8 protein-coding genes are annotated in these 12,643 nt (G+C 36.5%); 2 read left to right on the plus strand and 6 right to left on the minus strand.

Going from position 1 to position 12,643, the window contains the following annotated elements:
- Positions 1-155: 155 nt before the first annotated feature.
- From secA to DFQ05_RS01550, 6 genes are all read right to left on the minus strand, one after another.
- Positions 156-3,512, minus strand: coding sequence for a preprotein translocase subunit SecA (gene secA / locus DFQ05_RS01525; protein ID WP_132702871.1), 3,357 nt, complete (start codon positions 3,510-3,512; stop codon positions 156-158).
- A 209-nt stretch (positions 3,513-3,721) separates the two neighbouring features.
- A complete protein-coding gene (locus tag DFQ05_RS01530; RefSeq protein WP_008272287.1) occupies positions 3,722-3,943 on the minus strand; it encodes a DUF2795 domain-containing protein in 222 nt (73 codons plus the stop codon).
- Positions 3,944-4,185: 242 nt separating this feature from the next.
- On the minus strand, positions 4,186-4,761 hold the full coding sequence (locus DFQ05_RS01535) for a cob(I)yrinic acid a,c-diamide adenosyltransferase (protein ID WP_132702873.1): 576 nt from the start codon (positions 4,759-4,761) through the stop codon (positions 4,186-4,188).
- A 66-nt stretch (positions 4,762-4,827) separates the two neighbouring features.
- Positions 4,828-5,514 carry an ABC transporter ATP-binding protein gene (locus DFQ05_RS01540; protein ID WP_132702875.1) on the minus strand — a complete coding sequence of 229 codons (687 nt, stop codon included), beginning with the start codon at positions 5,512-5,514 and terminating at the stop codon, positions 4,828-4,830.
- Positions 5,515-5,703: 189 nt separating this feature from the next.
- The gene (locus DFQ05_RS01545; RefSeq protein ID WP_132702877.1) at positions 5,704-6,474 is read right to left on the minus strand and encodes an O-methyltransferase; all 771 of its coding nucleotides are present in this window, start codon (positions 6,472-6,474) and stop codon (positions 5,704-5,706) included.
- A 295-nt stretch (positions 6,475-6,769) separates the two neighbouring features.
- Positions 6,770-8,632, minus strand: a complete 1,863-nt coding sequence (locus tag DFQ05_RS01550) for an ABC-F family ATP-binding cassette domain-containing protein (protein WP_132702879.1) — start codon at positions 8,630-8,632, stop codon at positions 6,770-6,772.
- 635 nt (positions 8,633-9,267) lie between these two features.
- Here DFQ05_RS01550 and DFQ05_RS01555 point away from each other — a divergent pair.
- Both DFQ05_RS01555 and DFQ05_RS01560 read left to right on the plus strand, forming a co-directional pair.
- A complete protein-coding gene (locus DFQ05_RS01555; protein ID WP_132702881.1) occupies positions 9,268-10,062 on the plus strand; it encodes a polysaccharide biosynthesis/export family protein in 795 nt (264 codons plus the stop codon).
- Between the two features lie 3 nt (positions 10,063-10,065).
- Entirely contained in the window at positions 10,066-12,546 is a 2,481-nt protein-coding gene (locus DFQ05_RS01560) for a polysaccharide biosynthesis tyrosine autokinase (protein ID WP_132702883.1), read from the plus strand.
- Positions 12,547-12,643: the final 97 nt, after the last annotated feature.

The following is a 12,643-nucleotide window of genomic DNA, read 5'->3' on the forward strand; positions in this document are numbered from 1 at the left end:
CCTTATCGGCTTGTCCTGTATCTTAATGATGATAAACCAACTCTTGTATAAAGTTGTCCTATAAATCCAATTCAAATAAATAAAAAACAATTTAAAACACAAAACCCAACGCAAAGCATTGGGTTTTAAGTATATTAGGTTCAGAGTGACAACAATTAGGATTCAACCAAAACCCATTCGCCTTTTTGTATTAAAGGGATAGCTTGTTTGTACTTCATTTCTTTGGCTTCGCCACTCATCACATGTTTTATGGTTACACGATCGTTGCGGCCAATTTTAGGTTGCTCACGTACAATAGTTTCTACCACTTGCTGTTGTCTTGATGCTCCAGCACCAGCAGCTCTACTTTGTGCTGCGCGCTCGTCTAAATTTTGGATTTCCTCTTTTTGTTCTTGGACTTTTTCTTGACGTCTTGCTTTTGCCTCTTGAATAGTGTTAGCTGTTTCTTGAGGAATTTCGCCTTTAAATAAGAATGAAATCACATCCTTATTCACTTGGTCAATCATTGCTTTAAACAATTCAAACGCTTCAAATTTATAAATAAGAAGTGGGTCCTTTTGCTCATGTACCGCAAGCTGTACCGACTGCTTTAATTCATCCATTTTACGTAGATGGGTTTTCCAAGCATCATCAACAATTGCAAGGGTGATATTCTTTTCAAAATCATTGATTAACTGTGTTCCCTTTGTTTCGTAAGCTTTTTCTAAATCTGTTACAACTTGTAATGTCTTCTTACCATCTGTAAATGGTACGACAATTCGTTTAAATTTATCTCTTTGTGTATTGTAAACATTTTCGATTACAGGATATGCTAAATCAGCAGCACGTTGCATTTTTTCGCGATAGTGAGCAAAAGCTGCTTTATAAACGGTGCCTGCTATTTTCTGAGCATCCATTTTTTCGAAATCGGCTTCAGAAATTGGAGATGGCATAGAGAAATAACGAATCAACTCAAACTCAAAGTTTTTATAATCGTTAGCTTCTTTATTAGTTTCAGTGATGATTTCAGACGTATCAAAAATCATATTTGCTAAATCCACACGTAGACGCTCTCCATGTAAGGCATGACGACGACGTTTGTAAACCACTTCACGCTGCGCATTCATCACATCATCATACTCTAAGAGACGTTTACGCACACCAAACTGATTTTCTTCTACTTTTTTCTGCGCACGTTCTATAGATTTAGAAATCATGCTATGCTGAATAACTTCGCCTTCTTTTAAGCCCATTTTATCCATCATTTTGGCAATACGCTCACTACCAAAAAGACGCATTAAGTTATCTTCTAAAGACACATAAAATTGTGAACTTCCAGGGTCTCCTTGACGACCTGAACGACCACGTAACTGTCTATCTACACGTCTTGAATCGTGACGTTCTGTACCTATAATGGCTAAACCACCAGCTGCTTTGACCTCGTCTGATAGCTTAATATCTGTACCACGACCTGCCATATTTGTAGCGATTGTTACTTGGCCTGGTTTACCAGCTTCTGCAACGATATCTGCTTCTTTCTTATGAAGTTTAGCGTTAAGTACATTATGAGGTATTTTGCGTTGTGCTAAGATTTTACCTAGCAATTCTGAGATGTCTACCGAAGTTGTACCAATTAAAACTGGTCGGCCTTGTTGCGAAAGCTTTGTTACTTCGTCTACAACTGCGTTATATTTTTCGCGCTTAGTTTTGTAAACCAAATCTTCTCTATCATCACGAGCTATTGGTTTATTTGTTGGGATTTCTACAACATCTAACTTGTAGATTTCCCAGAATTCGCCAGCTTCAGTTACCGCGGTACCTGTCATACCAGATAACTTACGGTACATCCTAAAATAATTCTGAAGCGTTACAGTGGCAAAAGTCTGGGTAGCATCTTCAATTTTTACATTCTCTTTAGCCTCAATCGCTTGGTGTAAGCCATCGCTATAACGACGTCCATCCATTATACGTCCTGTTTGCTCATCGACAATCATTACTTTATTGTCCATGACGACGTACTGGGTATCTTTTTCGAATAGCGCATAAGCCTTTAAAAGTTGGCTAAGTGTATGGATGCGTTCTGATTTTACCGAGAAATCACGGAATAGTTCTTCTTTCTCAGCAGCTTCTTCTTCTGTTGATAGCCCTTTATTTTCGATTTTTGCAATTTCAGTACCCATTTCTGGCATTACAAAAAAGTTAGGGTCATCGTCACCTGAAAGATAATCTACACCTTTGTCTGTTAATTCTACTTGATTGTTTTTTTCGTCAATGACGTAATAGAGTTCTGCGTCAACTTTTGGCATTTCTCTATTGTTGTCTTGCATGTAAAAGTTTTCTGTTTTTTGAAGGAGTTGCTTGATACCTTCTTCACTTAAAAACTTTATTAATGCTTTATTTTTTGGAATACCTCTGTAAACTCGGAGTAATTGAAAGCCACCTTCTTTAGTATCACCTTCGCTAATCAATTTTTTAGCTTCTGCTAAAACGCCAATAAGGTATTTACGTTGTGTCTCTACAATGCTACTTACTTTTGGTTTTAATTCGTTAAATTCATGCTGGTCACCTTTAGGGATTGGTCCAGAAATAATCAAAGGTGTACGCGCATCATCAATTAAAACAGAATCCACCTCATCTACAATAGCGTAATGATGTGGGCGTTGCACTAAATCATCTGGAGAGTGCGACATATTATCACGTAAGTAGTCAAAGCCAAATTCGTTATTTGTACCGTATGTGATATCGGCATTGTAGGCTTTACGTCTAGCATCGGAATTAGGTCTGTGATGGTCTATACAGTCCACACTTAACCCATGAAATTGAAATATTGGCGCCATCCATGCACTATCACGTTTTGCTAGGTAGTCGTTAACTGTAACCAGATGTACACCGCGACCTGCTAAAGCATTTAAGTAAACGGGTAAGGTTGCTACCAGTGTTTTACCCTCACCAGTTTGCATTTCGGCAATTTTACCTTGGTGCATTGCAATACCACCGATAAGCTGAACATCGTAATGTACCATATCCCAAGTAATTGGTTTGCCTGCGGCGTCCCAAGAGTTTGCCCAATAGGCTTTATCACCTTCTAGTGTTACATAATCATTCTCTCCTGAAATTTCTCTGTCAAAGGCATTTGCAGTAACTTCAATTTCTGTGCTATTTACAAAACGCTTAGCTGTTTCTTTTACAACAGCAAACGCTTCAGGTAAAATATCGTTTAAAACATCCTCTGTAAGCGAATAAATATCGTCTTTAATACGGTCAATTTCTTGATAGATATCTTCTCGTTCATCGATGTCTTCTGTTTGTTCCGCCTTTTCGTTTAGCTCTTGGATACGCGCATTAAGAGGTGCGCGTGCTTCCGCAATTTTAGCTTTAAAAGCTGTAGTTTTAGCTCTTAGTTCGTCATGCGATAAGGCTTCTAAAGATTTTTCAAACGTTTTTATTTGCTCTACAATTGGCATTATGGACTTAACGTCTTGCTTGGACTTATCGCCAACAAACACTTTAAGTACAGAATCTAGTATTCCCATGTGGTTTATTTTTTGATAATGTTAGACTAAGCCTAACATTTTTTGATATTGTTATTAAGACTTAGACAGTGCTTAATCTTACATATAGTTATCTGTCTAAAAGGGCTTCAAATATACACTTTGTATTGTGTAAATAGAACCCTTTATAAACAAAAAAAGTCTCATTGTCGTAATAACGAAAGAGACTTTTTTCTAATTGTTTTTATTTTTTAATACTCATCCTCATTCCAGAGGTAATCTTCGTCAGTTGGATAGTCTGGCCAAATTTCTTCTATAGAATCGTAAGAATCACCTTCGTCTTCTATTGCTTGTAAATTTTCTACAACTTCTAAAGGTGCTCCAGTTCTAATCGCATAATCGATTAACTCATCTTTAGTTGCTGGCCAAGGCGCATCGCTTAAATAAGATGCTAATTCTAATGTCCAATACATTTACTTTGGTGTTTAATTTTTTTGCAAAAATAATTTTTTAGTTCAAAAAGTCAAGAAAAAATTAAATTATTTAGTTTTTAGCTAAACTATATTAATTCACCGGTCTCTAATTAGTCATTTATAAGTATTTACTTTAAGGCAAGTGTATTTACTAATAAATGAGAAGTCATCAATAAAAAGAACGTATAATCTCAAAACTTGTAGAATGGTATTTTGCGTTGCCCATTCTAACCCTGAAGTTATTATGATTCCTTTTTTGGAATCCATTTAATCTCTTCAGCTTGTAACTCTTGAGACAACTTCCGTGCCAATACAAAAAGGTAGTCAGATAGTCTGTTAATATACATCAGTGTTTCGGGTTGAAACGGTTCTATATCATTTAGATGACTTGCCAAACGTTCTGCTCTTCGGCACACCGTACGGGCAATGTGACAGAATGACACGGTTTGATGTCCTCCTGGCAAAACAAAATGCGTCATTGGCGGAAGTTCGGCATTCATGCTATCCATACTATCTTCTAAACGCTTTATATCTGCTTCAGATATTTTAGGAATATTTAGGCGGTCTTTACCGTTTTTAAGCGTGGCTTTTTCTGGGTCAGTTGCCAAAATAGCTCCGACTGTAAATAACCGGTCTTGAATTTCCATCAACACATTTTTATGTAATTGGTTAATGGCTTGGTCCCTGATTAAACCTATATGCGAATTTAGCTCGTCAATGGTACCGTAACTTTCAATACGAATATGGTGTTTAGGCACTCGAGTTCCACCGAAAAGGGCAGTAGTGCCTTTATCTCCTGTTTTTGTGTAGATTTTCATAAGTCAAATTTAAGCAATTTGACTTGAAGGATTTTTAGCTAATTCTGAAGTTATTATTATTTTAACTTAATTCATCTTATCACTTTCGATAATACCATCACGTAAACGGATAACACGCTTTGCATGTGCTGCAATATCTTCCTCGTGAGTTACCATAATTACCGTATTGCCTTTGGCATGAATTTCATCAAAGAGCGCCATGATTTCGGTACCTGTTTTAGAGTCGAGGTTTCCTGTAGGCTCATCTGCCAAAATAATAGAAGGTTTGTTCACCAATGCACGTCCGACTGCAACACGTTGTCTTTGTCCACCAGATAATTGATTGGGTTTGTGGTCCATTCGGTCTGCCAAACCAACATCATGTAATACTTCTGTAGCGCGTTCTTCTCTAGCTTTTTTAGATTGCCCTGCATACACCATAGGAAGCGCCACATTATCCAATGCTGTTGTTCTTGGTAATAGATTAAAGGTTTGAAACACAAAGCCTATTTCCGTATTTCGGATTTCGGCAAGCTCGTCATCCGACATCTGACTTACATCCTTACCATTAAGGAGATAGGTTCCAGCAGTTGGTGTATCGAGGCATCCCAGCAAATTCATCAATGTCGATTTCCCAGAGCCAGACGGTCCCATAATGGCGACATATTCACCGCGTTTTATATCTAAGTCAATACCCTTTAGTACATGGACCGTTTCTTGGCCTAGTTTAAAATCTCTAATGATATTTCTGATTTCAATGACGTTGTCACTCATAATTTGGTTGTAATGTTAGTCACTTTGAGCGCAGTTTAAAGGTTTTTGAAATTAGTTTTCAATAGGTTTCGACTGCGCTCAACCTGACATTATTTTTTCGCTTTACAAATTAGAAAATACAAATGCTTATCGCAAGATAAAAGTTTATAATAGCTATTATCTGAATATGACGTTAAAATTATAGACTTGTTACAGTCGTATTGTAAAATGTTGTTTTGGCTGTTCTTTTCTGAAAAACACAAATCCAAAGTTAAATGTGTCGATACTTACCGTCACTTGTTTGTCCGTAGTGATTTCTCGCCATGCTTCAGTCATGCCTTTAGACCAATAGATATCATCAAAAATAAATACAGAATTGTTATGTGCTTTGGAAATCAATAGATTGAAGTAGTCTAAGGTAGCCGCTCTGTTATGATGTCCATCGAAAAAGATACAATCAAAAGTGTCTTCTTTTAGTTGAGAGATAGCTGTTTTAAAGTCTGAATTGATAGTTGTAATGTTTGAAAGGTTTAAGGCCTCAAATTGTTGTCTTGAAAATTCAAAAGTTTCTGGACAGCCTTCAATTGTTGTAATGTTATTATTTGAATGACCTAAAGCTAAGGCTTGTGTTCCGACACCTAATGATGTACCTAATTCTAAAGTGTTTTTGAATTTGAAATAGTTTGAAATTCTGAAAAGTAATTTTGAATCTTTTAATGGACTACTTGAATTCTTCACCATTTTAGACACCGAACGTTTTTTTGAATTTAAAATTTTAGAACCTGCGCCAAAATCTGTGATATTTAATATTTCTTTAGATTGAAGCAATTGATTTCTGTAGGTTTTTAAATTTGTATAAGCTTTGTAATTTGTTTTGTTATATAAGCATTTGGTAACAAAATCATAAACAAATGGCGAGTGTACTCCGTGTTGGTTAGTGGAGTTTAAAAGGAATTTTATATATGATAAAAGCTGATGCATTCTATTTTTAATATGCTCATTTTGCCTTGATGCAAAACCCTTCGACTGCGCTCAGGATAAACCTAGCCAAAAAATCACAATCAAAATGAGGAAATTGCTATCGCACCATTCGCTTTCAGAACTTCGTGCTTGAGGTTTCATCTCGCATCTTTGTTCTTTCACTCTTTATTTCTGCATTTTGATATTTTTCGACTTTGTCGAAATTTGGGACATTGATTTTTAATTATTTTTTTACTCGATTTTTTTTACAACTTATCTTCCTGCTTCCTGCTTCCTGCTTCCTGCTTCCTGCTTCCTAATTTTCAAATTTCTCCGCTAATTCAAACCAGCGCAATTCTTTTTCTTCAATGTTATCGATTATTTTTTGAAGTTCTTCCGAGAGATTGGTAATGTCTTCTTGGGATAAATCTGGATTGAGAAACTTTGCTTCTAGCGCTTTTTTATCTAACTCCAAAGCACGAATTTTAGATTCTAAGTTTTTATATTCTTTCTGTTCGTTGTAAGAGAGTTTGTTGGCTTCATTCTGTTTTATGGTTTCGGCGTTCTCCGTCTTTTCTACTTTTGTTTCTTGCTTAGGTTGACTATTTTCGTAAGCTCTAAAATCTGTGTAGTTACCAGGAAAATCTTCTACAATCCCTTCACCTTTAAATACAAACAAATGGTCAACAATTTTATCCATAAAGTACCGGTCGTGAGACACCACGAGCAAACATCCTGGGAAATCTAGTAAGAAACTTTCTAAGACATTCAGTGTTACAATATCCAAATCGTTTGTAGGTTCGTCCAGAATTAAAACGTTAGGGTTTTGTATTAAGACTGTACAGAGGTATAAGCGCTTTTGCTCACCACCACTTAATTTTTCGACAAAATCGTATTGTTTTTTGCGGTCAAATAAAAAACGTTCTAGTAATTGCTGAGCACTTATTTGTCGGCCTTTTGCAAGCGGAATATAATCGCCATAATCCCTAACAACATCAATAACTTTTTGGTTGGGTTTTGCTTTAATGCCTCCTTGTGTGTAATAGCCAAACTTCACCGTTTCTCCAACAACAATTTTACCTGCGTCTGGAGGAATAGCTCCTGTAAGCATGTTGAGAAAGGTAGACTTGCCAGTTCCGTTTTTTCCAATGATGCCTATGCGCTCTCCTTTTTTAAAAGTGTATTCAAAACCATCAAGAATTATTTTGTCCTTAAACGCTTTAGATACCTTATGAAACTCTATGATTTTACTTCCTAAGCGCTCCATGTTAATTTCTAACTGAATTACATGGTCTTTGCGGCGCTGATGGGCTTTCTTTTTTATCTCAAAGAAATCATCTATTCGACTCTTGGATTTTGTGGTGCGGGCTTTTGGCTGGCGGTGCATCCAGTCGAGTTCTTTTTTAAAGAGTTGTTTGGCTTTACCAACCTCGGTCTGTTCATTAGCAATCCGTTCTTCTTTTTTTTCTAGATAATACGAATAATTGCCTTTATACGTGTAAAGATTGCCATTATCGAGTTCTATAATTTCATTACACACACGTTCTAAGAAATAACGGTCGTGCGTTACCATAAATAGTGTTTGCTGTGTTTTAGCAAAATAATCTTCAAGCCACTCAATCATTTCTAAATCGAGATGGTTAGTTGGCTCGTCTAAGATTAATATATCTGGATTGCTAATCAATGCTTGTGCTAAGGCCAAACGTTTTTTTTGTCCTCCAGAGAGTGTACTAATTTTAGCATCGAGATTGTCTAGTTTTAACTGTGACAGTATTTGCTGATATTGTGTTTCGAACTCCCAAGCATTGTGTCGGTCCATAGCTTCGAAGGCCTGTTGATAGGCTTCGGTATCTTCAGGATGTTTTAGTGCCTTTTCGTAGGTTTCAATGATTTTTAAAATGGGTAAGTCACTCGCAAAAATGGTTTCTTCAATGGTGAGGTTTGGGTCTAAGTTTGGTTCTTGGTCTAGAAAAGCTAACCTTAAACCTTTACGTACAACAACTTGACCCGTATCAGGCGTATCATTTCCCGAAAGGATATTAAGTATCGATGTTTTTCCGCTTCCATTTTTAGCTACAAATGCAATTTTTTGGTCTTTGTGAATGCTAAATGAGATGTCGCTAAATAATTGGAGTTCTCCGTAGGACTTAGATATATTTTCAACGTTGAGGTAATTCAATCTTAACTAATTTTATGCAAAGATGAGGAAAGGCATTTCAAGTTCCAAGTTTTAAGTTTCAGTATTAAGTATTCAGAATTGAGTTTTTAGTGTCGTTTAGAGGTTTTGACTGCACTTCGACTGCACTTCGACTGCGCTCAGTGTGACACGCTCAGTGTGATACGCTCAACCTTATATCGGTTTAGTTGTTTAGCTGTTAAGTCGTTTAGTTGTTAAGATGTTTAGGTGTTAGTTGTTTAGGTGTTTCTCGGTAGTAACTAAGACAAAAATGAATCGATTTGTCACGCTGAGCTTGTCGAAGCGGTTTGGAGGTTTTAAAGAGTAAATGGAAAGGACTTTTTTTTGACACGAATTTCACGAATTTCACAAAGCGAAGATTGTTTATTTGTTAAGCTGTTTAGTTTCTTGGTATTGTGTTTTGTTGTTTTAATTCGGTTTCGACAGGCTCAACTTGACATGGGTTTAGATGTTTAGATGTTTAGTTGTTAAGTCGTTTAGTTGTTTAGCTGATAAGTTGTTTAGTTGTTTGGTGTTGGCTTTTGTAATAGACTTAAGTTTTATGCTTTCAACTTCTAGTGCCAATAATTTTGTTATTCCTAACGTTCGATTATATTTGTGAGTAAACCTATTTATCTATGATTCGGTATTTATTGGCCATTTGTTTTTTGGGTCTTTTGTTTTGTACGTCTTGTGTCCCTCAAAAAGATATTATTTACTTACAAGATAAGGGGAATTCTAATGATACGATTCCGAGTTTGGTTGAACAGCAGAAACCTTATCGCGTTCAGATCAATGATATTTTAAATATACGTATCAAGGTTTTGGACCAAGACGATGCCACAATTTTTAATCCTACAGGCGAAGGCGATTTACAGGCAAGCCCACAGGAGCGTGCGTATTTTGATGGTTTTACGGTGGATTTAAGAGGTAATATTCGTGTGCCACAACTTGGTGAATTCTTAGTCTTAAATCTAACAAATCGTGAGATAGAAGAGCTTATAAAAACGCGCTTGTTAGAAAAAGAGTTTAATGAGTTTGCACAAATTTTTGTCACCGTAAAATTAGCAGGACTTCGCTATACGACTTTAGGTGAAATAGGTAGAACAGGGTCGCAAGTTATTTTTCAAGAGCGTGCAACCATTTTAGAAGCCATTGCCAATGCTGGCGACATTCCTATAGAGGGTAATCGAAAAGCAGTAAGGATTCTTAGGCAGTATCCACACGGCCAAGAGATTCATCGTTTAGACTTAACTGATGTAAGCGTTATGAAATCACCTTATTACTATATACAGCCTAATGATGTAATTATAGTAGATCCGTTAGTTCAAAAATCCCTCGGAACAGGTACTAATGGTATACAAACATTTACAACGATATTAAGCATAGTCACCGTAGTGACTAGTACCATTTTATTGATAGATAGACTTTAACTTATGGCTAACTTAGATCAGGATATTGAGTTTGATGATTCTAGTGGACGATTGACTTTTGATTTTCAAGGGTTTTTATTTAAAATACTAAACAATTGGTACTACATCGCTATATGTATAGGTGTCTTTTTAGCAATAGCACATTACAATAACGTAAGAAAACAGAACATTTATCTTTTAAATGCATTGGTTTCTGTAGAGAGCGAACAAAATCCTTTTTTTACAACCAATACAAGTATTTCTTTTAATTGGGGTGGTGTTTCTGGGAAGTTAGGTAAAGTGATGACAACGCTAGCAACTCGCAGTCATAATGAGCTTGTGGTGGATTCCCTTCAGTTTTACAAGCAATACCTAAGGCAAGGTAAATACCATTTGGAGGATATCTATAAAGCGTCTCCGTATGAGGTTATCATCGATAAATCGCAACCTCAGTTATTAGGTATTCCTCTTGAATTAAAACATATTGATGCAACCCGTTTTAAACTTATTTGCGATTTTGAGGAGCGTCAATCGGTATCAGGGCAGCGCTATTCAGACCGTTCTAGAGTTGGTATTACTGTGACTCCTGGTATTTTTGAGCAAACATTTGTTTATGGGGACTCAATACGCTTGCCCTTTTTCAACGCGGTGGTGCATAAGCGACAAGGTGCTACTCCTAAGACCAGTGAGCAGTATTTTGTACGGTTTCTTAATTTTGATGGTTTAGTATCGTCCTTTCAGAATAGTGTTAACGTTAATTTTTTTAAAGGCAGTTCTACGGTTTTATCCTTATCGCAATCTGGTACTAACAAGGCAAAAATTGTTGATTATTTAAATACCACTGTTGCTATTTTAAGAGAGACTGAGTTAAGAGCTAAAAATCTTTATGCTACCAACACTATTAAGTTTATAGATAGCACCCTGGGAACCGTAGATGATCGTCTCAAAGATGTGAATAAAGAGATGGATGATTTCAGGGCGTCTAACAAAGTTTTTAATGTTACTGAAGATATTTCTAACACCTCTCAGCGACTTAAAGATTATGAGTCTCAACTTGAGACAGAACGCATAAAAATCAACTATCTAAATAGTTTAGAGTCATACCTTCAGAATAAGTCCGACTATACTAAAATTGCTGCACCTACCTCTGTAGGTATTACCGAGAGTGGTCTTTTAAATAGTATTGGAAAGTTAACCGGATTTGCCATTGAACGCGAAAATCAAGCGAAAACTGCACGTGAGGGTTCTATTTTATTAAAACGTTTAGATGCTCAAATTGACTCCGAAAAAAGTGTTGCCTTTGAGCTTATTAATGCCGCACGTCGTGGTATTAATTTACAGTTAAGTTCTATAAACAGTTCTATAGCAAAACTAGAGGCAGAGTTAAAAAAACTACCTAAAGAACAGCAGGAGTTTTTAAAAATACAGCGTCGCTTAAACATTAGTCAAAATGCCTACAACGTGTATCAGGCTAAACGTTCCGAGGCAGCAATAGTTAGAGCTGCTAATGTGTCTGATATTACTATGATAGATGCTGCTAAGGATACTGGTAATAGACCTGTTGGCCCTAAAACTTCTTTAAATTACGTTATTGCATTATTGATAGGAACACTGTTGCCTATATTATTCATATTTATTCGGTTTATCTTAGACTATACAATTAGCAATTCGGCAGATGTAGAGCGCTTAACCAAACTGCCAGTCATAGGACTTGTAGGGAAATATAACCACAAAAATAACTTGGTTGCTTTTGAAAAACCAAGGTCATCCGTAGCAGAAGCCTTTAGAGCTATTCGTTCTAGTTTGCAGTTTATTTACAAAAGCCAAAAAGACACTGATGGCGCTAAGACCTTGATGTTTACGTCTTCTATTAGTGGTGAGGGAAAGACGTTTTGTTCTATTAATACAGCTACAGTTTATGCGCTTAGTGGTAAGAAAACTGTCTTGGTAGGGTTAGATTTACGAAAGCCTAAAATTTCAGAGGATTTTGAAGTCAAAAACGATAAAGGCGCTGTTAATTATTTGATTAACGATAGTACCTTGGACGACATTACGCACCAAACGAAGATTCCTAACTTGGATTTAATTCTATCTGGGCCGATTCCTCCAAACCCTTCAGAACTTTTAATGAGTGAGCGTATGGCAGAATTAGTTAGAGCGCTAAAAGCTAAATACGATATGGTTATCCTGGACTCACCACCATTAGGTTTGGTGACGGACGCCTTAGAATTAGCGCAATATGCTGATGCTACCATTTTTATGGTACGTTTAAACTATACTAAAAAAGGGATGCTGTCTCTTATCAATTCCAAAGTTAAGAAAGGCGAACTTAAAAATGTTAACCTACTGCTTAACTTTTATAGGCATAAAAAAGGAGGTGGCTATGGCTATGGCTATGGCTATGGTTACGGTTATGGTTACGGTGCTTATGGCGATGCGTATCATGAGAATGAGAAGCGTGGCTTATGGCAACGATTTAAACGATTGTTTAAAGGGAAGCGGTAGGTTTTAGTAATCAGTAGGCAGTATTCAGTATTCAGTATTCAGTAGGTAGTAGGCAGTAATTAGTTCTTTAGCTGTTTGGTGTTTGTTGTTTCGATTT

The organism is Winogradskyella wandonensis, assembly GCF_004346845.1.
Classification (GTDB): domain Bacteria; phylum Bacteroidota; class Bacteroidia; order Flavobacteriales; family Flavobacteriaceae; genus Winogradskyella; species Winogradskyella wandonensis.

What these genes read in the sequence shown, in the direction of transcription:
- secA (WP_132702871.1), bottom strand. Translation starts at nt 3,512, where the DNA reads ATGGGAATACTAGATTCTGTACTTAAAGTGTTTGTTGGCGATAAGTCC.
- DFQ05_RS01530 (WP_008272287.1), bottom strand. Translation starts at nt 3,943, where the DNA reads ATGTATTGGACATTAGAATTAGCATCTTATTTAAGCGATGCGCCTTGG.
- DFQ05_RS01535 (WP_132702873.1), bottom strand. Translation starts at nt 4,761, where the DNA reads ATGAAAATCTACACAAAAACAGGAGATAAAGGCACTACTGCCCTTTTC.
- DFQ05_RS01540 (WP_132702875.1), bottom strand. Translation starts at nt 5,514, where the DNA reads ATGAGTGACAACGTCATTGAAATCAGAAATATCATTAGAGATTTTAAA.
- DFQ05_RS01545 (WP_132702877.1), bottom strand. Translation starts at nt 6,474, where the DNA reads ATGCATCAGCTTTTATCATATATAAAATTCCTTTTAAACTCCACTAAC.
- DFQ05_RS01555 (WP_132702881.1), top strand. Translation starts at nt 9,268, where the DNA reads ATGATTCGGTATTTATTGGCCATTTGTTTTTTGGGTCTTTTGTTTTGT.
- DFQ05_RS01560 (WP_132702883.1), top strand. Translation starts at nt 10,066, where the DNA reads ATGGCTAACTTAGATCAGGATATTGAGTTTGATGATTCTAGTGGACGA.